This is a genomic window from Salicibibacter cibi, assembly GCF_016495865.1.
GTDB lineage: Bacteria > Bacillota > Bacilli > Bacillales > Marinococcaceae > Salicibibacter > Salicibibacter cibi.
Window position 1 is genome coordinate 2,086,346 of sequence record NZ_CP054706.1, and the last position, 26,563, is coordinate 2,112,908.

28 protein-coding genes are annotated in these 26,563 nt (G+C 43.5%); all 28 read right to left on the reverse strand.

The annotated features are described in order from the left end of the window. Positions 1 to 165: 165 nt before the first annotated feature. The 28 genes from HUG20_RS10600 to HUG20_RS10725 all read right to left on the reverse strand — a co-directional run bounded on the left by HUG20_RS10600 (position 166) and on the right by HUG20_RS10725 (position 26,563). Positions 166 to 1,314 carry an acyl-CoA dehydrogenase family protein gene (locus tag HUG20_RS10600; protein ID WP_200084590.1) on the reverse strand — a complete coding sequence of 383 codons (1,149 nt, stop codon included), beginning with the start codon at positions 1,312 to 1,314 and terminating at the stop codon, positions 166 to 168. Between the two features lie 17 nt (positions 1,315 to 1,331). Continuing rightward, on the reverse strand, positions 1,332 to 2,507 hold the full coding sequence (locus tag HUG20_RS10605; RefSeq protein WP_200084593.1) for a CaiB/BaiF CoA transferase family protein: 1,176 nt from the start codon (positions 2,505 to 2,507) through the stop codon (positions 1,332 to 1,334). A gap of 24 nt (positions 2,508 to 2,531) precedes the next feature. Next, positions 2,532 to 2,936, reverse strand: a complete 405-nt coding sequence (locus tag HUG20_RS10610) for a PaaI family thioesterase (RefSeq protein WP_200084595.1) — start codon at positions 2,934 to 2,936, stop codon at positions 2,532 to 2,534. Between the two features lie 19 nt (positions 2,937 to 2,955). Beyond that, on the reverse strand, positions 2,956 to 3,906 hold the full coding sequence (locus HUG20_RS10615) for an NAD(P)H-dependent flavin oxidoreductase (RefSeq protein WP_246476380.1): 951 nt from the start codon (positions 3,904 to 3,906) through the stop codon (positions 2,956 to 2,958). A gap of 139 nt (positions 3,907 to 4,045) precedes the next feature. Beyond that, positions 4,046 to 4,252: a MaoC family dehydratase gene (locus HUG20_RS19500; RefSeq protein WP_281392391.1), complete on the reverse strand. Its 207-nt coding sequence runs from the start codon at positions 4,250 to 4,252 to the stop codon at positions 4,046 to 4,048. Next, positions 4,233 to 4,454, reverse strand: a complete 222-nt coding sequence (locus tag HUG20_RS19505; protein WP_281392392.1) for a hotdog family protein — start codon at positions 4,452 to 4,454, stop codon at positions 4,233 to 4,235. Before HUG20_RS19505 ends, HUG20_RS19500 begins: the two co-directional genes overlap by 20 nt. 20 nt (positions 4,455 to 4,474) lie before the next feature. Next, a complete protein-coding gene (locus HUG20_RS10625; RefSeq protein WP_200084597.1) occupies positions 4,475 to 4,927 on the reverse strand; it encodes a MaoC family dehydratase N-terminal domain-containing protein in 453 nt (150 codons plus the stop codon). 22 nt (positions 4,928 to 4,949) lie between these two features. Continuing rightward, positions 4,950 to 6,131, reverse strand: a complete 1,182-nt coding sequence (locus HUG20_RS10630; RefSeq protein ID WP_200084599.1) for an acetyl-CoA acetyltransferase — start codon at positions 6,129 to 6,131, stop codon at positions 4,950 to 4,952. A gap of 11 nt (positions 6,132 to 6,142) precedes the next feature. Next, positions 6,143 to 7,555, reverse strand: a complete 1,413-nt coding sequence (locus HUG20_RS10635) for an OB-fold domain-containing protein (protein WP_200084607.1) — start codon at positions 7,553 to 7,555, stop codon at positions 6,143 to 6,145. A 21-nt stretch (positions 7,556 to 7,576) separates the two neighbouring features. After that, positions 7,577 to 9,112: a class I adenylate-forming enzyme family protein gene (locus HUG20_RS10640; RefSeq protein ID WP_200084609.1), complete on the reverse strand. Its 1,536-nt coding sequence runs from the start codon at positions 9,110 to 9,112 to the stop codon at positions 7,577 to 7,579. Positions 9,113 to 9,184: 72 nt separating this feature from the next. Then, on the reverse strand, positions 9,185 to 9,340 hold the full coding sequence (locus tag HUG20_RS10645; protein ID WP_200084611.1) for a hypothetical protein: 156 nt from the start codon (positions 9,338 to 9,340) through the stop codon (positions 9,185 to 9,187). Positions 9,341 to 9,358: 18 nt separating this feature from the next. Then, on the reverse strand, positions 9,359 to 10,561 hold the full coding sequence (locus HUG20_RS10650; RefSeq protein WP_200084619.1) for an acyl-CoA dehydrogenase family protein: 1,203 nt from the start codon (positions 10,559 to 10,561) through the stop codon (positions 9,359 to 9,361). 22 nt (positions 10,562 to 10,583) lie between these two features. Further along, the gene (locus HUG20_RS10655) at positions 10,584 to 12,290 is read right to left on the reverse strand and encodes a class I adenylate-forming enzyme family protein (RefSeq protein WP_200084621.1); all 1,707 of its coding nucleotides are present in this window, start codon (positions 12,288 to 12,290) and stop codon (positions 10,584 to 10,586) included. A 21-nt stretch (positions 12,291 to 12,311) separates the two neighbouring features. Then, positions 12,312 to 13,625 carry a TRAP transporter large permease gene (locus HUG20_RS10660; RefSeq protein WP_200084623.1) on the reverse strand — a complete coding sequence of 438 codons (1,314 nt, stop codon included), beginning with the start codon at positions 13,623 to 13,625 and terminating at the stop codon, positions 12,312 to 12,314. Beyond that, the gene (locus HUG20_RS10665) at positions 13,626 to 14,141 is read right to left on the reverse strand and encodes a TRAP transporter small permease subunit (RefSeq protein ID WP_200084632.1); all 516 of its coding nucleotides are present in this window, start codon (positions 14,139 to 14,141) and stop codon (positions 13,626 to 13,628) included. It abuts the gene before it with no gap. Between the two features lie 108 nt (positions 14,142 to 14,249). Next, a complete protein-coding gene (locus tag HUG20_RS10670; RefSeq protein WP_200084634.1) occupies positions 14,250 to 15,275 on the reverse strand; it encodes a TRAP transporter substrate-binding protein in 1,026 nt (341 codons plus the stop codon). A 33-nt stretch (positions 15,276 to 15,308) separates the two neighbouring features. After that, on the reverse strand, positions 15,309 to 15,974 hold the full coding sequence (locus HUG20_RS10675; protein WP_246476381.1) for an enoyl-CoA hydratase-related protein: 666 nt from the start codon (positions 15,972 to 15,974) through the stop codon (positions 15,309 to 15,311). Between the two features lie 111 nt (positions 15,975 to 16,085). Next, complete coding sequence (gene fadH, locus HUG20_RS10680; protein ID WP_200090478.1) at positions 16,086 to 16,877, reverse strand: 2,4-dienoyl-CoA reductase; 792 nt, start codon at positions 16,875 to 16,877, stop codon at positions 16,086 to 16,088. Between the two features lie 57 nt (positions 16,878 to 16,934). Beyond that, positions 16,935 to 17,189, reverse strand: a complete 255-nt coding sequence (locus HUG20_RS19165) for an SDR family oxidoreductase (protein WP_246476382.1) — start codon at positions 17,187 to 17,189, stop codon at positions 16,935 to 16,937. Then, positions 17,186 to 17,848 carry an SDR family NAD(P)-dependent oxidoreductase gene (locus HUG20_RS10685; RefSeq protein WP_246476383.1) on the reverse strand — a complete coding sequence of 221 codons (663 nt, stop codon included), beginning with the start codon at positions 17,846 to 17,848 and terminating at the stop codon, positions 17,186 to 17,188. Before HUG20_RS10685 ends, HUG20_RS19165 begins: the two co-directional genes overlap by 4 nt. Positions 17,849 to 17,903: 55 nt before the next feature. After that, positions 17,904 to 19,046 (reverse strand): acyl-CoA dehydrogenase family protein, encoded by a 1,143-nt coding sequence (locus tag HUG20_RS10690; RefSeq protein WP_200084645.1) that lies wholly within the window; start codon positions 19,044 to 19,046, stop codon positions 17,904 to 17,906. 225 nt (positions 19,047 to 19,271) lie between these two features. Beyond that, positions 19,272 to 19,517, reverse strand: coding sequence for a hypothetical protein (locus tag HUG20_RS10695; protein WP_200084647.1), 246 nt, complete (start codon positions 19,515 to 19,517; stop codon positions 19,272 to 19,274). A gap of 34 nt (positions 19,518 to 19,551) precedes the next feature. Beyond that, the gene (locus HUG20_RS10700; protein ID WP_200084649.1) at positions 19,552 to 21,168 is read right to left on the reverse strand and encodes an acetate--CoA ligase; all 1,617 of its coding nucleotides are present in this window, start codon (positions 21,166 to 21,168) and stop codon (positions 19,552 to 19,554) included. A 128-nt stretch (positions 21,169 to 21,296) separates the two neighbouring features. Next, positions 21,297 to 22,403 (reverse strand): TRAP transporter substrate-binding protein, encoded by a 1,107-nt coding sequence (locus HUG20_RS10705; RefSeq protein WP_200084651.1) that lies wholly within the window; start codon positions 22,401 to 22,403, stop codon positions 21,297 to 21,299. A gap of 174 nt (positions 22,404 to 22,577) precedes the next feature. After that, on the reverse strand, positions 22,578 to 23,891 hold the full coding sequence (locus HUG20_RS10710) for a TRAP transporter large permease (RefSeq protein ID WP_200084653.1): 1,314 nt from the start codon (positions 23,889 to 23,891) through the stop codon (positions 22,578 to 22,580). Next, positions 23,892 to 24,425: a TRAP transporter small permease subunit gene (locus HUG20_RS10715; RefSeq protein WP_200084660.1), complete on the reverse strand. Its 534-nt coding sequence runs from the start codon at positions 24,423 to 24,425 to the stop codon at positions 23,892 to 23,894. It abuts the gene before it with no gap. Positions 24,426 to 24,487: 62 nt separating this feature from the next. Next, positions 24,488 to 25,609, reverse strand: coding sequence for a TRAP transporter substrate-binding protein (locus tag HUG20_RS10720; protein WP_200084662.1), 1,122 nt, complete (start codon positions 25,607 to 25,609; stop codon positions 24,488 to 24,490). Between the two features lie 186 nt (positions 25,610 to 25,795). Continuing rightward, positions 25,796 to 26,563, reverse strand: coding sequence for an SDR family NAD(P)-dependent oxidoreductase (locus HUG20_RS10725; RefSeq protein ID WP_200084670.1), 768 nt, complete (start codon positions 26,561 to 26,563; stop codon positions 25,796 to 25,798).

The following is a 26,563-nucleotide window of genomic DNA, read 5'->3' on the forward strand; positions in this document are numbered from 1 at the left end:
TAACCTCATCCATCGAAGGGTCAATTCAGTTGATTTTACCTTCTGGTGATGTCACATAGACTCTTCATGACACCTCTCTTTGGACGATTATTCCATTTAGGAGGTGTCATGACCCTCACAGCACTAAACAATCTATTATGATCCCCTCACGGCAAGGAACTCCCTCTATGAATATTCCTTTTTCAGTCTACCCGCAATAATGTTCTTTTGAATTTCCGATGTTCCTTCATAAATCTTTGTTATACGGGCATCACGGTAATACCGCTCAATGGGGTACTCTTTCATATAGCCCATTCCGCCATGGATTTGAACGGCGAGATCGGCAACCCGGTTATAGACTTCGGCGCCGTGTAATTTAACCGTCGCTGCTTCTTTAATCAAGTTTCGGCCTTGATCATTCATCCATGCAACTTTATACGTGAGCGCTCGCAATGTTTCAATATCCAGCGTCATATCGGCGAGATAATGTTGAATAATTTGTTGTTCAAAAATCGGTTTCCCGAATTGTTCTCTTTGCATCGCGTAGTCCAAGGACATTTCATGTAACTTCACGCAAGACCCTAAATTTCGTGCGGCTAAGCCGGCGCGGCCATTGGCAAGAATTTTTAACGCATTGACGTATCCTTTGCCTTCTTCTCCAAGCACGTTTTCAACAGGCACCTCACAATCTTCGAAAAACAACTCCACCGACTGCGAACCGTGTAATCCCATTTTTTCCTCGACTTTTCCTACTTTAAAGCCAGGAAAATCACTTTCTACAATAAAAGATGTGATCCCTTTTGCGCCCTTTTCAGGATCGGTAGCAGCCATCACAGTGAAAACATCTCCGATTGTCCCGTTGGTGATAAAATGCTTTGACCCATTTAAAATATATTTGTCACCTTTACGAACAGCTGTTGTTTTTACGTTCGCCGCGTTCGACCCTGCCGCGGGTTCGGTTAAGGCATATCCGCCGATTAATTCCCCTCTTGCCATCGGAGGCAAATATTTTTTCTTTTGCTCTTCTGTTCCCATTTCCACAATGCCGACACTGCCGATGCCGGTATGGGCACCGATGACGGTGGTAAACCCATTGATGGTTTTACCCAGCTCCTCATATACAGCGCATTTGCCGACCATATCAATACCTAAACCGTCATATTCTGCAGGAATACTTAATCCGAACAGTCCGATTTCCTTGCTTTTATCCATGACATCTTTCGGGATTTCATCCGTTTCTTCAATTTGATGGGCGACAGGATCCACTGTTTCATAGACAAAATCCTTGACGGTCCCTTTTAACATTTGAATCTCTTCCGAGAAATCGTAATTCATTTTCTTTCCCCCATTGTTTAAATAATTCTTTGCTGTTGTAATTGTTGAATGCCGGCCGGGGAGTATCCCAGTTCACCGAACAATTCGTGATTATGTTCACCCAAGTCCGGCGCGTTTCGCCTAATATCGCCTTTTTCCGTAGAAAATTTAATCGGGAATCCAATTTGTTTTAGCATCCCCAGTGCAGGATGTTCACTTTCGATCATCATCTCTCTTGCAATAACCTGCGGATCGGCAAACACTTCGTCAATATCGTGAACCGGTCCGACACATGTTTCGTCCTCTTTTAATAAATTCAACCATTCTTGTTGATTTTTCTCTAAAAAAATACGCTGTAATTCTTGTTTCATCTCTTGTTGCTCTTCCTCCGGAGCTGACAAACGATCGATAAAATCTTCTTTTTCAAGAAGTTGGCAAAGTCTTTTCCAAAACTTTTCTTCTAAAGCGCCCACGGAAAGATATTTTCCGTCTTTTGTCTCGTAGACGCCGTAACAAGCCTTTTGCCCGGAAAGTCTGGTCTCACCGCGTTTGGGCTTATCACCCGCTGCCAAATAACCTCCGGCTACTCCCGATAACCAAGAAAGCACCCCGTCCATCATGGAAATATCAACATATTGGCCTTGACCTGTTCTTTCTTTATGGAGAAGGGCCATCAACACCCCGGCCAAAGACATTAACGAGCCGCCGCCAATATCTGCAATTTGAACACCCGGGACAATCGGTTGGCCATTTTTTTCACCGATTAAACCCAATACGCCGCTATATCCAATATAGTTAATATCGTGGCCGGCCAATTGATTGTAAGGACCATCTTGTCCATAACCGGTAATGGAACAATAAATGATCCCCGGATTGAGGGCAGAAATTTGCTCATAAGATAATCCCAACTTATTCATCACGCCGGGCCTGAAACCTTCGATGATGACATCGGCATCCTTGGCAAGATTTTTAAAAATTTCTTTTCCTTCCTCGCTCTTTAAATCAAGGGTAACGCTCTTTTTATTCCGGTTAAGAACTAAGTGCCTGGTACTGTACCCTTCGATAAAAGGATCGGTGTTTCTGCCATAATCCCCAATGACCGGTTGCTCCACCTTGATCACTTCAGCGCCATAATCCCCCATTAACATCGTACAGTAGGGGCCGGGCAACAACCTCGTTAAATCAAGAATCCGTATTCCATCTAGTACGCCCATGTACCTATCCACCTGCTTTGCCTATTATTTTTTTAAAACGGTAAAAGCTGCGGTTGCAACCGCGATCAATCGATCTTGATCATCGACCACCTTTGATTCCACCGGTATTATACTTTTGCCCGGATGAACAATATTTGCTGTGGCATACAGCGTTCCATCCTTCACTGGGGATACGAAGTGTGTATTTAAATAAATCGTCGCTACTTTAACGTTCTGGGATGAACGAATCGTCACGCCAATAATTGAATCTAACAATGATGTAATGGACCCGCCATGCAAAAATTGATTGCAATTCATTTGATTTTCGGATACTGGCATTTTTATTCTCGCTTCCCCCGCGGATAAATAATCCATCGAGATTCCCATATGCCTCCAAAAAGGGGAATCTTCAAAATCATTCTGCAACCATGTTAAGTATTCATTGTCCAAAAGTTCTCTCTCCCTCGGTTCATAAATTATCGTCTAATCTTTTGCGTGCTAGATTTGCTTCCTTTAAAATATGATCAAATAATTGTTCCACACTTGGGATATCATCAATCAGTCCGACCCCTTGGCCTGCCCAGCCGAACCCTTCCTTCATATCGCCGTCTTGAATGAATTTTTGGTTTGCCTCGCCGTTAATATATGGCCATAATTCCTCAAATGAAGCTCCTTTTTCTTCCATTTGAGCAATTTTTTCCGTTGCTTCAGAACGTAATCCCCGTGCAGGGATGCCGATCGATTTTTTGATAATAATGGTTTCATTCTCTTGCGCATTTACAATTGCCTCTTTATAACGGGGATGCGCGATACACTCCTTTGTCGCAATAAATCGCGTCCCCATTTCTATGCCTTCAGCCCCTAAAGCCAAAGCGGCGGCATAACCTCTCCCATCCACAAGTCCTCCGCTGGCAAGCACCGGAATCGATACAGCATCAACAACTTTTGGTACTAAAACAACGGTGCCTACATCATCCCTGCCGAGATGGCCGCCTCCCTCGGTGCCCACGACAATAACTGCGTCAGCGCCCAATTCTTCAGCCTTTTGCGCTTGTCGTACCGAAGCTACAAGCACAAACTTTTTAATATTCGTTCCTTCCAATTGTTGAATAACGTTTGCCGGGTTGCCCGCGGTGAGAGAAATAGCAGGAACTTCCTCCTCAATCGCCACATCTACAAATTGGTCTACCGGGCGTCTTCCTAATGCAAAATTGACACCGAAAGGACGGTTCGTGAGCTGTTTTACTTTTCGAATTTCATTACGTAAATCGTTTGCATCTTTAAAAAATGTAGCCGTGATTTGACCAAGTCCTCCCGCGTTTGAAACAGCGGCCGCTAACTCGGCAAATGCCAGATATGCCAACCCGCCTTGAATGATTGGGTAATCGATACCAAACGTTTCATTTATTCTATTTGGCACAGGAACAACTCCTCAGTGGCAGGATAAAATCTTTTATAAACCGCTTTCAATTATTTGTCTTCATTTTACTTATAAAAAAATTTTTTGTCAAATAAATTTAAATACATTAAGACAGGTGCAAACACCTGCCTTATGGGGATCATTTTGTGGGGAGTTCACACTCAAATGTCCCTTTGACTTTCACTTCCCCGTCCTGATTCATGGCTTGAACTTCCCCTACAACCCGATGATCATCTTTCTTTTCCAAAATGGAACCGACGACCCGTATACGTTCACCGGGGTACGTCATCTTCTGAAAGCGTACATTCATTTTTTTCACGTTTTTTCTAGGTACCCATGTCGTCACACCCTCGGCAGCCATCCCCATGATCAGCATCCCGTGAGCGATTAAACCGGTTCCGGCTGGCTTGCTCCCCAACTTCTTCAACCGTGTGCAATGGATTAAAATCCCCGGAAGCACCTGCATATTTCACCAATTGCACTCTTGTAATTGGATCTTTTTCGATCACCGGCAATTGCTCGCCAACGTCTATATCTTCATAGATCATGTTATCTCCTCCTCTATTGATCAATGTCTTTCAATGGTCGTGCTTCTGGCAATGGCAACTTTTTTATCATTTTGATTCGTGTAGGTGTTTTCAGTCGTTATTAGATTCATTCCGCCGGAAGCACCTTCTTTTACCTTTACATCAATCACTTTCGACGTAACGGTTAAATGATCCCCCGCATATATATCACCAATGATTTCATACTCCTGTTCCCCATGGAGAACTTTCACCGGGTTTATATCCAGCATTTCCACTTTTTTATCAAAGGTATATCCACCCCACAGATCAATCACTTGCAAGAATGTTAATGGAATAGGAATCCTTTCAAATCCTTCCTTTCTAGCCGCATCCTCATCAAAATAGATCGGGTTGTCATCGCCAATGGCCATTGCCAACTCCTTAATTTTCCCTTTCTCCACATCAAAATGAAACGGCTCAAATTCCAAGCCTATTAATTGTTGTTTGTCCGACATTCTGAAACCTCCCTGAAAAAAATTAGCCTAACTCTTTTCCTACAATGGAAAGAAAAGAAACACATTCCCACGGCCGTCCGCCTAAATTATGTGTTAATCCAAATTTCGGATCTTCGATTTGACGTTTTTCCGCCTTTCCCTGAAACTGCTTATACATTTCATACAACATTCTCAATCCGCTTGCCCCAATGGGATGGCCAAATGATTTCAAGCCTCCATCAGGATTGACGGGAAGCTCCCCATCCAAATCAAATTTTCCGTTTAACGTATCTTTCCACCCTTCACCCCTCTCACTGAATCCCAAGTCTTCATAAATAACTAATTCCGTCGGTGTGAAACAATCATGAACCTCCGCCATGCTGATTTCCTTTTGCGGATTTTTAATGCCCGCTTGTTTATACGCTGTTGTCGCTGCGGCATTGTTTTCCTTAATGCTTGTAAAATCGAAATCTTGATGAATGGCTCCAAAACCTGTGCCGGCAGCTATGGTTAAAGCTTTTACATACATGGGATTGCGGCGATATTTATGAGCATCTTCCGTCCGAACGATTACTGCCGCTGCCGCCCCATCGGACACGCCGGAACAATCAAAAACCCCTAAAGGATCGGCGACCATGGGCGCGTTCATGATTTTATCCATCAGAACTTCTTTTTGATACTGCGCTTTCGGGTTCAATGACCCATTCTTATGGTTTTTCCATGCAATGCGAGACATCACTTCCTTCCCCTGTTCACGGGTAAGTCCGTATTTTTCGAAATATGCAGGCGCTAAAAACGAAAACGAGGCAGGGGCACTGATATTTGGGCGGGTGCCATCCGGATCCGGATCTGTGTTGGGCAAACCGCTGAACCCGGAGTCCTTTAATTTTTCAACGCCTACCGCCAAGACGACATCGTATGCACCGGAAGCCACGGCATAGCAGGCATTACGGAAAGCTTCCGAACCGGAAGCACATTTATTTTCTACTCTGGTGACGGGAATAAACCCGGTTTTGAGCGTTTTGGAAACCATTAACCCTGAGCCCGACGTCAACAACGTTCCATACCAAATCGCGTCCAAGTCATCGGATTCAATCCCTGCATCTGCAAATGCTTCCACGGATGCATCTAAAATCATGTCTTCCGGTCCCTTATCCCACTTTTCTCCAAATTGCGTACAACCCATGCCCACGACGGCTACTTGATCCGCTATGCTTTTTGCCATATAAAGCCCTCCTATCGTTTTGGCCGAACTTTCCACGTATAATTATGGAGACTTCCTGCTTCATAAAGATGTCTAAACGTCATCTCAACTTCCATCCCTACCGCTAATTGGTCGAAATGATAATCGACCATTTCGCAAATCATGCGGCCTCCGCCTTCAAAATCGATCACATTAAACGTAGAAGGTGGATCCGGTGAGACCGCTAGATAGTCTGATGTATACGTGACCACTTTCCCTTTTTTATCCGTAAATTTGTAAGGTTCCATTTGCCGGATTGCTCCACATTCCGCACACACGTGCTGTTTAGGAAAGTACGGGGTTTCACAAGCTGTACAGATGCTCCCATACCCTCCTAGATTTTGTTCTTGATGCCGATACATGGCAGGAGCTGAAGGCTGTGGAATTTCCGGGCGCCTCCCGGCTTCTACCGGGAGCATGTTTTTCCATTTCAAATAAGTCGTATAGGGAAGGTTGTCCCTTTTTGATTGCAATTGTTTTGCAAATCCCATGCGCGGGGAATAAGAACGAATTTTTTCTGTCACTTTAAATAAAATGGCATCACTGCCTGATCCATAGGTGGCCATGACAATCAAGTCACCCGGACTTGCTCCTTCCAAACAGTCCACGAGCAACAAAGGAGCCTGTGCAGTGCCGCAATGGCCAATAAGATTTTCATGGCCGGCCATAAGCTGTTCCTCGGAAAAACCGAGCGTTGACGCCAGTTTCTTCTGATACCTTTCCTTTGGCCCTGCCAGAATCACCTTGGTAATATCGGTCGTATGCAGGTCGTTCGATGTTAGCAATTCATGGATAGCTTCGGACACAAGTTGATTATAACCGCTTTCAACGCCGAAACGTTCCTCCCACGATTGAAGGAAATCATCCGCAGTGGAGCGCCATTGATCAGTAATATCAACCGTGATACTTTTGGAATCTTCAATCGTTGCCAATACATTTTCAGATCCGATTAGTAAAGAAGCGGCACCATCCCCCAATAAAGCTTCAAATCCTCCCTGCGCGCCCCCTAATCGAGTATCCGAGGTTGTAACTAACGCACTTTTCTCTCCGGATTTCACGGCATCGGCGGCTGACAATAATGCTCCGGAAGATGCCCGGAGTGAATCGGTCACGTCGGTTGCACGAATGTTTCGTTTGAAATCCAAAGCGGATCGGATAATGGCTGACGATTGCTTTTCTTTGTAAGGCGGCGTCGTAGATGCGAAAAAAACGACATCTACATTGAAATCGCCCTCATCTGCCTTTGCATCCATCGCCGCTTCTACTGCCATGGACAGGCTATCCTCATCGTGATTCGCGACCGCCTTCTCGCCGGAACCCCCTTTTTCCCCGTATGCCTCCGCGATAACTTTCCTGCTTAATCGACTAAATGGAATGTACGCGCCATACCCTGTAATTCCAACCACATGGATTCCTCCCTCGTTTCTTTAACGTTCAATGCCTGTCTGTTCCCAATACGGTTGCCGCAATTCTCTTTTTAGAATCTTCCCGGATGCATTCCGTGGCAGCCCATTCACAAAGTTCACAGTTTTTGGCTTTTTATAACTGGCAAGATGTTGCTTCACAAAGTCAATAACAGCGTCTTCTTTTAAATCGTTGTTTCTCGGCACGATAAAAGCTTTGAGCGATTCGCCCCATTTCTCATCCGGAACACCAATAACCGTTGCTTCTTTTATATCGGGATGTTTATATAGGACTTCTTCAATTTCTTCCGGAAAAATATTGACGCCGCCACTAATAACCATGTCTTTTTTTCTACCGACGATATAGATATACCCGTCATCATCTTTGGTCGCTAAATCACCAGCCGTAATATAATCATGATGGAATACTTTTGCCGTTTCTTCCGGGCGATCAAGATACCCTTTAAAATAATACGGGTTTTTTGTGTATATTGTCCCGACTTCACCATTTGGCACTTCATTTCCCTCATCATCTAAAATTTTAATGTCGTTAAATGGGGCCGCTTTACCGGCTGATTGGGGTCGTTGCAACTGTTCATGTGGATATAAGAGCGTGTTTACACCTGTCTCGGAAGCTCCGTAAAACTCATATAGTCCTGCATTCGCGAATTCGGAAGTGATTTTTTCTTTGATTCTGGTTGGTAATGAAGATCCTCCAGAAATCAGGATTTTCACGCTACTAAAGTCGTAGTGTTCTTTCGTTCGTTCATCCAAATCCAATACGAAATTATACATCGTAGGCGCCATAAACATATTGGTTACTTGATATTTTGCTATATTTTTTAACACTTCTTCGGAGTCAAATTCTTTCATTAATGCAATAGTACCGCCCATCACGAGCTGCGTCAGTAAAAATACATGGGGAGCTGAATGATAAATCGGACCGGGTACCAACTGGACATCTTTTGTGCCGATGCCAAATTCGGCAGCGTTAATCAATATGAGCATACCCCGTGATTCATGCGTAACGACGCTGCCTTTCGGTGTTCCCGTCGTTCCGGAAGTATATCCGATATAATAGATGTCTTGACTTTCAAGCTGAGTTTGCGGTTTGTGATCGGGTTGAAGGTTTAATAATGAATCATAGGACTCAAATCCTTCTATGGTTGCATAGCTGTCCATGTTAAAATAATCTCGAACCCCGATGTGTTTTTTAGTTGCCTCCACTACATCAAGGTACTCTTCAGAAAAAAATAATCCTCTGGGATGACAGTGCTGCAACAAGCCTACGATTTCTTCTTCGGTCATGCGATAATTAATGGGGGTAAAAGAAATCCCTGCTTTCGCAGCTCCGATCATGATAACGGGGTATTCGATATGATTTTTCGCCAAAATCGCGATCCGATCATTTTTCTTATACCCCATATTCATTAATAGATGAGCAAACTGGTTCGTTCTTTTTTCCAATTCCCGGTGACTGATCGATCTTCCTTCGCAAATAACAGCAGGTTTCTCGCCTAAATGAGCACAATTTAATGTGTATAATTCTCCAACATTCATTTTTGCTGCTTCCTCCTCCCAGCTACTAGTGCAGAGTGGTTGACATTCTAAACACGTCATAGCGTGGTTTAACTATTTTCCAGAAATCCCGCCTTCGTTAATCATCTTTTTAAAGATGAATTTCTCCCAGCGTACCTCATATGGAGAATTATTCTTTTTAGGGACGATGGGCCTTCCCTGCGCTTGTCCATCTAAAGCGCCCTTGATGAGGGGGATTCCTTCGTTCATCCGTTCTGCACTAGGGTGTCACCTAATATCACTGCTTAATTCAAAACGTCTTGGAATATTATGTCTGTTCGCATCCTTCCACCCCAAGGCATCTTCAGCAATCAGTACACGTTGAATATTGGCGGAGCCTTCACCCGTATGCAGCATGTTGGCATAATTTAAAAATTTCATGACCGGATATTCGTCCGCAAGGGCGTACCCTCCAAAAATCTCGAACGCAGATTTCGCCACTTTTGTTGTAATCTCAGCCGCGAAATACTTGGAATGGGCGCTTTCCCGAGTCGCAGCTTCCCGATTATCTTTCAAAAACGCGCTTTTGTGTACCATCAGTCTGGCTGCCTCTGTCTCCACGACCATGTCCGCAATTAAATGTTGGATCATTTGATATTCGCCTATTTTTTGGCCGCCAACGACCCGCTCATCACAATAGTTAAGCGCTGCATCAATGCAACCTTGGGCGATTCCGACAAGTCGTGACGGTACGGTGAGTCGCCCATAATCCAGCGCGTTCATACATATTTTAAACCCTTTGCCTTCTTCACCAAGCAAATTTTCCTCAGGGATGCGATAATCATCGAAGAAAACCTCACAACTGCGCACAGCGTTCCCCAAACCGCTCATAGCAATGGGGCGAGCTTCAAACCCCAGGCGGTCCGTTTCGATAATAAAAGCTGAAATCCCTTTATGCCCGGCATCCGGATCCGTTTTCGCAAACAAGACGCCGACATCGGCTTCATTCGCGAATGTAATAAAAACCTTTTGCCCGTTGATCACGTACTCATCCCCGTCACGACTGGCCGTCGTTTTCATTGCACCTGCCGCATCAGAACCCCCGCCCGGTTCCGTCAGGGCAAACATCCCAATCGTGTTCGCCTTAATTAAATCAGGGACATATTTTTCAATTTGTTCTTCTGTTCCCCAATTCAGAATCGTAAACGGACACGTCATGGCTTGCATATTGAACCCATAGGAAATAGCAGGATAAACACGGGCGATTTCCTCGGCAATGAGGGCTAAGTTCAAAAAGCCAAGCTCCGAACCGCCATATTTCTCGGGAAAACAAGCGCCAAAAAACCCTTGTTTTCCCATGGATTGCAAAAGATCTTTCGGGAATTCCCCGTTGCTTTCATATTTTTCGATATTCGGAGCAATTTCTTTATTCGCAAAATCAGCCGCCAGTTTTTTGATCTCCTTGTTTTCTTGAGACAGATTAAAATTCATGCTATGTTCCTCCATTTTTAGCTTATCGATGACTTTGTGCTTTTTCCTTTAATGCTCGTTTTAAAATTTTGCCTGCACCGGTAATCGGAAGCTCTTTTTCGATATACACGTCTCTGATTTTTTTATAGGGAACGACTTGTTTATTTATATCGGCCATGATTTGTTCCTTCGTTGACGAAATATCCAATGAATCAGGCTTCGATTTTAAAATCACAAAAGCAATTGGGATTTCAACGCTTTCTTCATGGGGGATTCCCACCACAGCGGCATTGGCTACCAGTGAATGTTGCATCAAAAGTTCTTCCAGTTCCCTTGGATAAACGTTGTATCCTTTGTGAATGAGCATATCTTTCTTGCGATCAACGATGTAGAGATAACCATCTTCATCCAACTGTCCGATATCGCCTGTTCTTAACCAACCATCTTTTAAAACGTCTTTGGTTTCTTCAGGCTTTTTATAGTAACCTTTCATGATCTGAGGACCTTTGGCACAAACCTCTCCGGAATAGCCGATAGGAAGGGGATCATCGGAATCATCGGCTACGATTTTTATGTCGGTAGCAAAAACCGGCATGCCGACGGAGCCCAATTTTCGGAGCCCCGACTTGTTCCCCGGGTTAGAGGTGTGCATCATCGAAGCTTCGGTTAAGCCATATCCTTCCGATATAATCGCGTTTGGAAAAAGTTCATGTAAGCGCTGTAACACTTTTGTAGAAATGGGAGCCGCGCCGGAACGAACTTGACGAACGGAAGTAAGGTCACGATCATTAATGCTTTCAGCATTGACAAGGGCACTAAACATCGGCGCTGATCCGCCAATCGTTGTTACGCCATATTGTTCGATGGCATCCAAATAATCCTCAGGTTGGAAACGCGTGTGTAATACAATTCTGGTTCCTTGCAAAATTAAATTATTCATGTAACCCAACGTTCCCATCGCGTGATACCAAGGGGAAATGTTCAAGACTGTACCTGTCCCTACCGGTACCGGGAACTCCCCTTTAGACATTTCGGACGCAGGATTAACGATAAGCCCGTCATCGACCACATCAGGTAAGAACCCACTCGACCAGCAACTGGATTGAATGATGTTGCATACCGCATTATAGTGCGTAATCATAACCCCTTTGGAACGTCCCGTCGTCCCACCCGTATAGGCAATGTGTGCTAAATCCTGTTTGGGATCTATACCCACCTCCGGAGATTCAGGTTCATAGTTTGCTAGCAAAGCTGAAAACCGATACCAATCATCTGGCCATTCGTCGGTTTCGACATTCTTTTCGCTTGTTAAGACAACCACGTCAATCATAGTCTCCGGCAAAACATTCCTCAATGTATGTGCAGCCGTCTCGTGTGTCACGACTGCCCGTGCTTCACAATCTTTTAATTGATGGCTTAATTCTCGTTCCGTAAGCATCGGATTTGCCGGAGAAAAAATAGCCCCATTCATCATTATACCGTAATACGCGATCATGTATTGAGGGCAATTGGGCATGTGAATCGAAACGACATCTCCCTTGCGAATCCCCGAAACATGCAGTGCGTTTGCAAACCGTAAAGATTGCTCGTAGATTTCTGCAAATGTCCAATCGCGTTCTTTGTAGGTCAGTGCGATTTGTTCGGAAAAACGTTCCGCAGACCCTTTTAAAATAGAATGCACGGGCAACTCAGGAAAATCCATGCTTTTTGGAAGCCCTTTCGGCCAATGGCTGTACCATGGTTTATTCATCGATTCATACCTCCAGTTTCACTAATTCATAAAATTCTCAGGGAGCCATAAGGCGATATCCGGGAAGAGCATGACAATGACTAATACCAAAATATAAAGCCCTACAAATGGCCAAACGGAAAGGTATAATTCACGTATACTTATATCCGGGGCTACACCTCTTAGAATAAATAGATTGAATCCAAATGGCGGCGTCATATAAGCCATACACATATTGAGAACGAATAACACCCCAAACCAAATAGGATCGAAGCCCAATTCGGTGACCACGGGTAGAAACAAAGGAGCCGTCATCAATAAAATGCCTGCCGGATCAATAAACATACCCAAGAAGAAAAAAATCAGCAACATGCCGATCAAGATCACCCAACGATTGACCTCTAGTCCTGTGATCGTACCGGCAAACCACTCACCTACACCGGAAACGGTTACAATTTTGGCATAGGCTGTTGCACCAATGAGGAGCCAAAAAACCATACCGTTAATACGCACCGTCATCATTAACATTTGCCGAATGTTATGCCATATCATTTTTTTCTTAATACCGGCACTGATCGCAGCACCGATCACACCGACGGATGCTGCTTCTGTTGGCGTAGCGATACCCGCATATATGGAACCCAACACTAAAATAATAATACTTACAGGTAATAAAACACCTTTCAATGATTGTAATTTTTCCGCTAACGTAAACTTTTCTTGCCGACTGATCGCCGGTCCCATTTCCGGTTTGAAATAGCACAAAATAAGAACATATGTGATAAAAACGACAACTGCCAGTATACCGGGACCAATGCCTGCAAAAAAAACTTGAGCAGTTGAAACGCCCGCCTCCGACGCATATAAAATCATAATGATACTCGGCGGAATTAATACCCCAAGCGAGCCTCCGGCCACAATTGTCCCGGAAATAATTTTACTATCATATCCTCTATTGAGCATGGAAGGCCTTGCAGTCACACCAAGTGTCGCTGTTGCAACGGTTGCAATCCCCGTCATTGAGCCAAATATAGCCGAAATCACATTCGTGCCCGCAGCCAATCCCCCTCTTAGTCCGCCCAGCCATCGATATATTGCCTCATACATATCTTCCGCTAAATCACTGTAGCGTAAAATAGCAGCCATAAAAATATATAATGGCAATGCCGATAACGTAAATTCAGTGACCTTCCCGTAGGAACCCAAAACAAACCCATCAACACTGGAGATCCCGTCCCAAAAGAAAAAGCCGAAAATCAGGGATAATCCCCCCAGCGAAAATGCCACCGGAATCCCTAATCCTATACAGAGGAGAAGTGACCCAAACAATATTAAAGCGATAACACCACCGTCCACTTAGATGTCCTCCTCCCATAGCTTATTTCCCGTAAAAAATGTGTATAGATCATTAATAACATCGACTACCGCTTGGAGGGCAAGGAGTAAGCCGCCGATCGGCACCATCAACCATTGCAGCCAAAGGTAAATATTTAACCCGGTTGAAGCTACGGCACCTAGCTCCATAAGATGCAAAACCCTTTCGCCGCCAACGATCATAAAAGCCAACGCGACTAAAAAAATGAACAGTGCAGTCATAAGATCAACTAAACTCTTTTTTCTTTCAGAAAAATTTTCATAAAAGAAATCAACGCGTACATGCCCCTTATGCAATAACACATAGCCCCCTGCCAAAAAAACGGAAAGACCTGTCATCCAAATGGATAAATCATATCCCCATTGCGTTTGATTATTAAAAAAGTACCGGGCAATGACATCATAAAATAATAAAACACTCATCAAGGCAATAATAATGCCAACCACCCATAACATCGTCTCATTTATGCTTCGAACGAATTTTACGAACCTATACATGCAAAACACCTTCCTTTATGATGACCAAAAATTCATATAGGAAAGCTATTTAGCATTGCTTCCTTATACGAATTTTTCACCATTGATCAAAAGGATCCACAAGGAATACTAATCCCTGCGATCTTCCAATATTTCAACCATTCTGGCCGTATCTTCGTTAATTTCAGCAAAATCTTGCCATATAGGTTCGCTGCTTTCTCGAAAGGCTTCGAGTTCCTCTTCCGTTAGTTCATTCACTTCAACATTATTTTCCTGTGCAATCTGTAACGATTCCTCTGTCAATCGTTCGGAACCTTCGATCGCTTTTTTCTCCATTTCCTGGCCAACTTCCAGCACAGTTTCCTGTAAATCTTCAGGCAATTGTTCCCAACTTTCCATACTAATCGTAACCATGCATACAATGGGATCAACGATGCCCGGACTTGTTGCATAGTCAACAACTTCATGATAATTGTTCGTATCGAGCGTATAGGCAGGATAAATCGTTCCGTCCATCATGCCTCGCTGCAGTCCCTCATACATTTCTGTCGTCGCGATGCTTGAAGGAGCGACTCCCAATTCGCTAAACCAGTCTAAATATAGCCCAGTAGGCAACCGCAAATTTGTTCCCGCCAAATCTTCCGGGCTACGAACCGGCTGATTCGTCATTAATGACTGTGTACTTGCCGGCCAATAAAACAAAACTTTTGCTCCGTATTCCTCCATGTTTTCTTCAAAAATTTCTCCGAATTCAGTTTCCCGCATTAATTCTATAGCATCTTGTTCCCCCTGGGTGGCAAATGGCAACCATAAAGCATCATTCGTTGGCACCAGGTCCCCCCAGTAAGGTCCGTGTCCGCCCATATCCACGGTACCCGCAGCTATTGCATCAAGCAATTCATCTTCAGGTACTAATTGATTACTATAGTAATAATCGATTTGCAACCTGCCATCTGTCTCTTCTTCCACTCGTTCAGAAAATGTTTCAACGGCATGACGTTTCGGTTCATAGTCATATTGAGGCGGCGGAAACGTGATATTATAAGTTAATGTATATGTTTCTTCGGAAGAAGCAGTCGTACTACCCGAATGTCCACAAGCGGAAACCAATAATAATGTTGAAGACATGATCGATAACATCGCTTTGTTATTCATCGTACCCCCCTTCAAGGTTGAGAAAGAAATGTTCTATTTTTTATCAGCTAAAAAATCAGCAATTTGTTTATGGGGAATATCGGTAGCAAAAGCAAGGCTAAACTCATTGATACTATCTTGTATCGCCATTTCCAAATGGGTATTTTGCCAAGTTTCAAAAAGTCTCTTTTGAATTGCTACCGTTTCCGGCGGGTTTAACAGAATTTTATCGGCGTATTTATCAACGGTATGCCTTAGATCTTTACTATCAACAACTTGATTGATCAGGCCAAACTGGTTTATGCGCTCGACATCTACCATATCCCCGATCAATAGCATTTCCTTGGCCAAATTCAATCCTACATATTTTTCAAGTAGCGCCGCATCCAATACCGAAGGAATTCCCAATTTTATTTCAGGCATCCCAAAGGAAGCATGGGTGGTTGCAATTCTGAAATCTGCTGCCATCGCGAGCTCCATCGCCCCTCCTATGCAATAACCATTAATAGCTGCAATCACGGCTTGCGGCATTTTTCGAAGGGTTTCACATATTTCCTTTAATAACGTGATAAATTCACGCGCATTTTGCGGATCGAGTTGTTCAAATTCATGCACATTCACACCCGATGAGAACGCTTTATTTCCTGCTCCCGTTATAATGACCACGGATATGGCGCGATCTTCACGAATTCTTAGAAGTTCCGATTTTAGGTTGGTCAACGTTTCTTTGTCCAAGCAATTCAACTTAGCCGGATGATTAAATTGAATCCATACTTTCCTGCCTTCTTGTTCGATCTTTAAATGATCTGCGATTTTTGACTTCCTTTCTTTTTACAATTCATCTTTATACCTGCCTTTATTCAACCAGCCACCACCATCGATAACGTGGTTTGCCCCCGTGACGTAGCTGGCATAATCACTAACTAAATAAGATGCCAAATTTGCGACCTCTTGCCGCGTAGATAATCGATGGGAGGGAATATTCTTTAAAATTTCTTCCTCCTGTTCCGGGCTTGCCCAAAGTTGGCTAACTGCACCTGTATCTTCTGTCGGTCCCGGGGTAATCATGTTCACGCGAATATTGTGAGGCGCCCATTCCACGGCCAACGTTTTTGTCAATGCCGCCACGCCCGCTTTCGCTGCAGCGGAATGCGCCGTTAGCGGTCCGCCTGTCCACGCATAGGTTGCTCCCACATTTAAAATCGCTCCCGGGTTGCCCTTCTCAATCATTCGTTTCGCGACACTCTGACTGCAATACCAAGTCCCGTTTAAAACGATATTAATGACCGTATTCCACGCATTTGTGGACATATCGATGGCCTTAACGAGAAAGTTTCCGGCGGCATTGTTGACCAAAATATCTATTTTTCCAAATGTCGAAACCGTCTCGTTAACCATTCTCTCTACTTGCTCAGGTTCCCGTACATCCACTTGAATCGTCTTCACTTTCGTCCCATATGGTTCTATGTTTTCTTTTGCTTGATCTAATTTTTCCTGTTTACGACTCGCGATGACAATATCAGCGCCCAAGCGTGCATATTCCATCGCCATCGCTTCGCCGAGACCGGTCGCTCCGCCTGTGATGATGGCCACCTTGCCTTTTAAGCTTTCTTCCGGAAGCATCGGCTGTTTATATTGTTCGGTTGACAAAAGAACCCCACCTTTTTAAGGATTTTATTTTTACACTAATGGATCGTAAGGGAATACGTCAGATGACACATCAAGGGAAACAAAATCGTTTTTAAACGCTTCTTTCACTGTGCTTCCGATATCTTCAACACTCCAGCCATCGGAATTGTAAGCGGAACGAATCGGTCGCGGTTGCGAAAACAGCATAATTTCTTTGCCGCGAACGCCGAAAATTTGACCGGTCACATCCGCTGCATCATCACTTCCCAGATATGTGACGATCGGAGCGATATCGGCAGGCGTCATTTTTTTATTTTCTCCACCCGCTTTTCTTGTTCTTCATTTTCCGTTGGGATGGAACCGATGAGGCGACTCCATGCAAACGGGGCGATCGTATTGGCCGTAACGTTATAACGCGCCATGTCAAGGGCTGTTACTTTCGTCATGCCGGCTATCCCTAACTTCGCAGCCCCATAATTGGCTTGTCCAATGTTTCCGATAAGCCCCGAAGTAGAGGTAAAGTTAATGAAGCGTCCGCTTTTTTGGTTCTTGAAATGAGGTGCCGCTGCACGTGTCATATTGAACGTCCCTTTTAAGTGGACATCGATAACAGCATCCCACTCTTCCTCTGTCATATTAAAAATCATACGGTCTCTTAAGATGCCGGCATTATTGACGACGATATCAATCTTACCGAAAGCATCGATCGCTTGTTGCACCATTTTTTGACCGTTTTCAAATTCCGCAACGGAATCATAGTTTGCGGTTGCTTCACCTCCGGCTTCTTGAATATCTGCAACCACCTGATCGGCAACTTTTACGTCTTTCCCTTCTCCATCTGCTTCACCACCTAAATCATTGACAAGCAATTTCGCTCCTTCGCTCGCTATCAGCAAAGCAATTTCACGTCCAATCCCCCGTCCTGCACCTGTCACAATCGCTACTTTATTTTCCAGTTTCCCCATGTGTATGTCCTCCAATTATTTATCTAAGTTATACCCCTATCCAAATCTACAGTGCTCACAATTTCATCTGTTTTGCGATAATCACTTTCATAATCTCCGTCGTCCCGGCTGCAAGCGTATCCATACGAACATTCCGATATCTGCGCGCAATGGGGTACTCTTCCATATATCCGTTGCCGCCGTGCAACTGCAAACAATGATAGGCCACGCGATTAGCCATTTCCGTAATCCACCATTTCGCCATTGAAACTCTCTTGACATCTTCGATGCCATTAATATGCCCTTCTAACAACTGATCAAGCAATGTGCGTCCCAATTCAATTTCAGTCGCCATCTCGGTGATTTTAAATTTGTTATGCTGGAATTTGCTAATTGGTTTTCCAAATGCCGTTCTCGTTTGACAATAATCAATCGTCATATCCAACATCGTCTCGGCATCTGTTTGACTGCGAATTATTTGAATCAGACGCTCTTGCTGAAGTTTTTCCATCATATATTGAAAGCCCTTACCTTCTTCGCCGATCAAATTGCCAGCGGGAACACGGCAATCTTCGAAAAATAATTCCGCAACTTCTGATGTATTACGACCCAACTTCTCCAATTTTTTTGCTTTAATAAATCCGGGCGTATCTTCTTCAACGGCAATTAAACTAATGCCTTTATGAGGCGGATCAGCTTTTGTGTCCGTTTTACAGGCTACGATGACCATTCCGCAATTTATGCCATTTGTAATAAATACCTTCTGACCGTTAATGATATAGTCATTTCCCGATTTTTTGGCAGTCGTTTGGATGTTTGCTAAATCCGAACCGGTATTTGGTTCCGTCATGCCGATCGCAAGCGGCATCTCCCCTGACACACACTTGGGGAGCCATTCGGCTTTCTGTTTTTCAGTCCCATTGCTGGCGATATATGGTGCCACGATATCGCTATGCAGGCTTGTCGCCATATCAAATCCGATTTTTGCCATTTCTTCGATCAGAATAACGGAATACTCAAAGCCTACACCGGCGCCTCCATATTTCTCATCCACCCATGGACACAAAAAACCATGTTCGCCGAACTTCTTCCACATCTCTTTTGGAACGAATTGTTGATTTTCCCATTCATCAAGGTAGGTAACCACTTCTTTTTCCAAAAAACGCCTCAATGATTCGCGGAAAATTTGATGCTCGTCGGTGTAAACAGTTAATCCCATATAAAGCCCCTCCTGACTTCACTTTCGTAAAACTGGTTATTGTATACAATCTAAAAAGAAACAGTGTCAAGCATTGGAATCGCTTTCATTTATTGATATTTTACATACAATAAATTTTTTTGTCAATAATATTATGATCTTTTTGAGATATTTTGAAATGAACAAAAAAAGGAAGCGCACTTTAAGCGCGCCCCTAAATAGGGATTGCTGAACAACATGCAGCTATCAGCTGAAGCCGGGATGGCGCTTCCATGGCTTCGCTTTCCGCGGACGAACGGTCAAGCCTCCTCGCGCAAAACCGGCGCTGCGGGGTCTTGACGCGTCCGTTTTTCCGCTGGAGTCTCGCCATTGCAACTTCATCCCTCCGTACGTTGCCAGAAGTGCAAGGGTTTTTTGCTTATAGGATGGATTTCCTTGCATCCAGTTTTGGCAACGCCAACGGAAAATGCTTTTGTGCCAGTCTTTTTCCATTATTCAGCAGTCCCTAAATATAGGTTCTCATTTGTTATACGTGTTGTTTCCTCAAAAGGTACCGCTGAATTTTTCCGCTCTGGGTTTTCGGGAGATTTTCCAGAAACTCTATCTCGCGTGGATATTGATGTTTTGATAATTTTTGCTTTACGAATTCCTTGAATTCTTGTGATAACATTTCAGATGGTTCATATGAGTCATTAAGCACCACGAACGCTTTCACAATCTCCCCTTTTGCTTTATCCGGTTTTCCGATTACAGCGGCTTCCATAACTGCAGGATGTTCCATTAGGCTATTTTCCACTTCAGTGGGGCCAATTCTGTATCCTGCGCTGGTAATGACATCGTCCGCTCGCCCTTCAAACCAAAAGTAGCCATCCTCATCCTGCTTTGCAAGGTCACCGGTCAAGAACCATTTGCCAAATTGCTTATCTTTCGTTTTTTGCTCGTTGTTCCAATAACCCATAAAGTTGAATTTACCATCGGTTGTATCAATCGCAATTTCTCCGGTTTCCCCTTTCATTACAGTATTCCCTTGGTTATCTATCAAGCTAACTCGATAACCCGGTAACGGCAACCCCATAGATCCGGGCTTTATAGCCATATCCGTTATATTATAATTATTCACAAGCATCCCTGACTCGGTTGATCCATAATGATCGTATATGGGCATCCCAAAATTATTCTCGAAAAAACGAACAACCTCAGCGTTTAATGGCTCCCCGGCACTGCTAAATTTTTTCGTTTTTATGTTATACTTCTGTAGAAGATCTGTGCCGGCTGCCATCATCATCCTATATGCGGTCGGTGCGTAGGTGAAGTTCGTAACATTATATTTATCCAAAAGCTTGTAAATTTTTTCTACATCAAAATAACCTTTATATACAACAATGGGGATTCCGAAGCTAAGCGGTGCAAAGGTACATGGCATTAGCCCATAGGACCAACCCATATCCGCGCCACCGAAAAAGATATCATCTGAATCGATATTTAACGCGTATTTCATATATGGATATAAACTTATAATGCTGTTATGGGAGCTTACCGCCCCCTTGGGAAGACCTGTCGTTCCAGAGGTATATTGAATGACAGAAGGGTCCGTCTCGATGGTAGGTTCGATCACGTAGTCATCAGCGAACGATTCAACCAATTCCCAAAAAGTTTTTCCTTCATTAGTAATACCATCAGTTGTTAGTACTTTGAATGCTGTTTCTTGATTCTTAAGCTTACTCATTTGTTCTTGATTCGTCACTAAGAGGCTGACTCCCGAGTCTGTTGCACGATGCATGATTGCATCCGGACCGAATGCTGTGAATAATGGAACATATATTGCCCCTACTTTCCAAGTTGCTAAAGCGGTGACGATTAATTCCATATCTTTACCTAAAAGTCCCGCTACTCGATCCCCCTTTTTTACCCCGAGTGAATTTAATGCATGTGCCATCCGGTTGGACTTTTCTTTTAATTTTTTATATGTCCATGTCTGTTCATTCCCTGATGCATCTTCCCAATGAATGGCAACTCGGTTTAGATCTTCTGCCCAGCGATCACATACTAAATGCGCCATATTAATTCCGTCGCCAGATCTAAAATTAAATTGTTTCTCCACTTCTTCCCAAGAAAAATGTTCAACCAATTCGTGATAATTCATTTTTGAACACTCCTTTGAAACCGTTAATTATTACGTATTCCATGGCAACCGTAAATTCTATATTTACAGAGGCCTTTTCAAAACCTAATCCATCACTTAACTTTTTCTTTTCCCTGCTTTCTCCTAAGTTAATCTAAATACTGATCCATGTAATCTTCTGCCTCCGGATTCTCTTCCATCCATTTTTCATTTTCGATCATCAGGTGCTCTATCATTTGTGCAGTACGATTATTTATGGATGCAAAATTGTCCCAAACTTTTTCTTGACTCATTTGTTCCATACGTTCGTAATCGTCTTCGGTCATACTGACAAATTCAACTCCATGATTCTCTGCAAATTCAAAAACTTCTTGTGTGTATCGTTGTGAACCTTCAATCGCAGCTTCCTCCATTTCCTGACCTGTCTCTAACATAATGTCTTGAATATCCTCAGGCAGCTTTTCCCAAGACTCCTGACTGATCACTATATGGGTCATCGCCGGATTAAGCGTTGGCACGGCCAAATAGTCAACGGTATCAACAAGACTATAGGTTTCCAACGCGTAATATGGAAATTGTATTGCATCAATCGTTCCTCTATACAACCCCTCATACTGATCGATTGCCGGCAGGGAGGCTATGCCAGAACCCATGGATTGATTATAATCAATCGTTAGATTACTTGAAACATTCATTACCACCCCTTCCATATCTTCAATGCTGGAAAGCGGGGTCGTTGACATATAACCAGTTGTACTACTGGGCCAGTAATGTAAGAGCTTTATTCCATAATCATCTAACGCGTCTTCATACAATTCCCCGACTTCTGTCTCTCTCAAAATATGAAGGGCATGTTCTTCCCCCATATTCCAATATGGCAGACTGACAAGATTTCCTTCCGGAATCCTTTCTGCCCAATAAGAAGGTGAAATATTCTGTATATCAATGGTTCCATTCGCCAGAGCATCCGCCGATTCATCTTGGCCAACCAATTGATTACTATAATAGACATCAAACGTCACACGACCGTCTGTTCGTTCTTCTACCAACTCAATAAATTTTTCTTGAGCATAGTACTTTGGTTCCCAATCATGTACCGAGGGAGGATAGGAAGAATGGAAAGTCAATGTATACGTTTCCTCTTCATTTGTCCCACCCTCGATTCCTGCTGATTCCGATGTAGCGCACGCGGAAAGAATACATAGCAGGATCAAAGATAGAACTACGAACCCATTTCTTTTATCCAAGCTATTCACAGCTATCTCCTTTCTTTCGTTATTTGTTAGTCTTTACTTTTTCACTCGATTTGCAATCGCTTATATTTTCCTTGTTAGAGCATTTCCAATCCCCCCTGTCTGTAAATTTTGATTCTCCCGTCAATGATCGATAAGCAGCCCCAGGAGGAATTTCCCGGAGAGATTATTTCAGTGTCAATCCATCATCATACTCGGCAACCACATAGCGACTTCCGGGAAGATTAGTACGATTACGATCATCAGCACAAGAAGGAAAACAAATGGCCATACCGCCGAATAGATTTTCCCGATACTTATGTCCGGCGCTACCCCTTTCATTATAAATAAGCTCAAACCTACGGGAGGCGTAAGGCTTCCAATACAAACCGTAATGATGAATAACACACCGAACCAGATCAGATCAAAGTCTAAAGCCGTGAGTAAGGGTAAGAAAAAAGGAGCCGTGATTAATAATACAGCGACCGAGTCCATAAACATCCCAAAAATAAGGAATAAAACGAGGATTAGTATTAACACGATCCACCGGTTATAGTCGGACTCAGCAATCATAGCCGCTAATCCATCTCCTACTCCCGTTACGGCAACGATACGTGCGTAAGCCGCTGCACCAATTAAAATCCAGAACACCATACCGGTTAAACGGGCGGTCATGAGAAATATGCTTTTCATATTTTCCACGTTTAATTGCTTCTTCGTGCCAGCCGCAAATAATGCACCGACACCACCAACGGCACCTGCTTCCGTCGGTGTAGCAATCCCTAAATAAATGGACCCAAGCACGATAGCAATCACTACTAACGGTAGAATGACCCCACGTAATGAACGAAGTTTTTCTCCCCAAGTAAAACGCTCTTCAATATCAATCTTTGGGCCTTTTTCCGGTTTTATGAAACATAAAACGAGAGAATAAACAATAAATATCGCCGCTGCAAATAAACCCGGAACGATTCCAGCCATAAAGAGAGCTGCTGCCGATTCGCCGGATTCTGATGAGTAAATGATCATCACAATGCTTGGCGGGATCAGAAGCCCTAACGTACCCCCAGCCATAATAACGCCTAAGGTTAATTTATCATCATAGCCTCTTTTTAACATGGAGGGCCTGGACACCATCCCCAATGCTGCTGTGGATGCAGAAATAACCCCAACCATAGAGGAAAATATAGCGGCAATGACCGATGTTCCGGCAGCCAGTCCTCCACGAATTCCCCCGAACCAACGGTAAATGACTTCATATAAATCTTCCGCTAAACCACTGTACATCAAAACGGCTGCCATAAAAATATACAAAGGAACGGCTGTGAGGATGGCTTGCGTGACATTTTCATATGAACCTAAAACAAAGCCATCCAGACTGGGGAGACCACCCCAATAAATCATACCAAGAATAATAGATATGCCTCCGAGGGCAAAACTCACCGGAATACCCAGAAAAAGAAAGAAAAGCAAGGATCCAAATAAAATAATCGCTATCATCCATAATTCCATTTATCGACCCTCCCCGGCATCATACAGTTCTTTTCCGGTGATGATAATATAGATGTCATTGATTACTTTCACTAAGCCTTGGAGACCGATTAGAGCTCCTCCCACCGGAACGATAAGCCATTGAATCCACAAAGGCATGCCCATCCCCCCCGATGACATGGCATCGATTTGATAATAATGGATCACATAATCCATGCCCAACCAAATTAATGTAATCGCCATCAGAAATAAAAAAGCGGCACTGATTAGATCTACGAAACATTTTTGTTTTCTTGAAAACCTTTCGAAAAATAAATCGATACGAACATGGTACCCCATAGCCAATGCATATCCACCAAGACCAAAAGCGATGATACCAGTGCTCCACGTTGATAGATCGAAGGCCCATGCGGTAGGGGAACTGAAGAAATACCTTAAGAGCACATCGACAAAGAGCAATATACTGACTACAGCGATTAATACGCCCATGATCCATACCATCGATTTATTTAGCTTTGTGATCCCATCCATGATCATAATAACGGAGCGTTTCATTGACATCCCCTCACGTTCCTTTTTTTTGTAGACGGCTAGAACCAACATTTTATAAGGGAGAACTAATCCAGGTACTGGTCCATATAATTTTCTGCTTCAGGGTTTTCTTCCAACCACTCCTCATTTTCCATAAGTAAGGATTCAACCATTTGTTCAGTACGATCATTCACGGACGCAAAATCTTCCCAAACAGTTTCCTGGGCGAGCTGTTCCATTTCCTTGAAATTCTCTTCGGACATGCTTACCAGTTCTATCCCATGGTCTTCCGCAAATGCAAAGATCTCTTGATCATAACTCGGCCCCACTTCTGCTGTAGTTTCTTCCATTTCTTGTGCTGTCTCCATCATAATGTTTTGGATATCCTCGGGAAGTTCGTCCAAAGTTGATTGGCTCATCGCAACCATTCCGATAGACGGATTAAAGGTCGGAACAGATAAATAGTCAATAACATCAACATATCTTATGCTATCCAATGAATAATATGGAAACTGTATTGTATCGATCGTACCCCGATATAGTCCCTCATATTGTTCCGCCACGGATAACGACGCAGTCCCGGCACCTGCTTCTTGGTTGAAATTTATAGCAAAATTACTGGTGGTATTTATAATGGATCCCTGCATATCTTCAACACTAAAAATAGGTGAAGTCGACATATAACCGGAAGTACCACTGACCCAATAGTTTAAAAGCTTTATATCATATTCTTCCAATGCCTGTTCATACAACGCACCTACTTCCGTTTCTCGTAAAATATGAAGAGAATGCTCTGCACCCATATTCCAGTAAGGCAAATTCACGATAAATCCTTCCGGTATTCGTTCTGCCCAATAATCAGGAGATGTAATTTGTACATCAATCGTTCCATTTGCAAGTGCATCGACAGCTTCATCCTGACCTACCAGTTGATTATTATAGTAAGCATCAAACATCACACGCCCATCCGTTCTTTCTTCAACCAAGTCCATGAACCGTTCCTGGACATGATACAAAGGATCAAAGTCCTCCGATTCATCTTTTGGTGTGTAGGAAGAATGATAAATTAAATGATATGTATCAGATTCACTTCCTTCCTCTTCCTCCACTGTTGTCATAGCAGTAGACGGACTAGAGCATGCTGAGATAACAAGTATTAGAAAAATGAATGAAACAACCTGCTTACCGTGTGTTGTTAATTGCTTCATCGTTATCTCCTTTCGTTGCTATTTCTTCGTCGGCTCAAGAAAAGCGCTTACAATATACCTGGCAAATGATCGATTCAGCTCAGTAGCAAAAAGGGGGCAATGCCCATCCGCATACCTGTCGGCAATAACGTAATGATGACAGCCCCCTCAATATTTAAACGGCCATTTTTATGCCCATGACTCAAATCAACCCTGCCGCGGACCGCCCTCCACTTTAATCGTCTCAGCGGTAATATAAGACGATGCTTCACTTGCAAGATAGATACAAGCGTTTAAAATATCTTCCGGCACTCCGATTCTTCCTACAGGAATTTTATTTCTATATTCTTGTTCTTTTTCTTCGGTCGGTATTAATACATCTTTTGTCCCCTCGGTTACGATCAACCCCGGAGCAATGCAATTTACAAGTATATTATACTTAGACCACTCCAAAGCGAGTGTTTCAGTCAAACTAATGACACCGGCTTTGGCTGCACCATAAGCACCCAAGCCGGGGGAGGGGCGAATGCCTGCCATCGAACTTACGTTAATAATCCGGCCTCCATCTTGCTCAGCCATAAATGGCCGGACGGCAGCGCAGCAATTAAAGACTTGATCCAAATTATTACGGGTAATCGCGGAAAATCCATTTGGGGATAGCTCATCCAAAGAATGACCGAAACTTCCGCCCGCGTTATTGATTAATAGGTCAATTGTTCCAAACCGTTCATTGGTTTTTTTCATTAACGCTACGACATCATCATACTCTCTCATATCTGCTTGTACAGGGAGCACTTCTCCCCCAAAACCTTCTATTTCTTCGATAAGCGGCGTAAGCTTGTCATACTTTCTGCTGTTAACGACGACTTTGGCGCCTTCTTCGGCAAATCCCGTCGCAAGTCTATGCCCGATCCCTTGAGAACTTCCCGTGATGATGACTACTTTGTCTTTAACCGAAAAGTCTTTTAAGCTCAA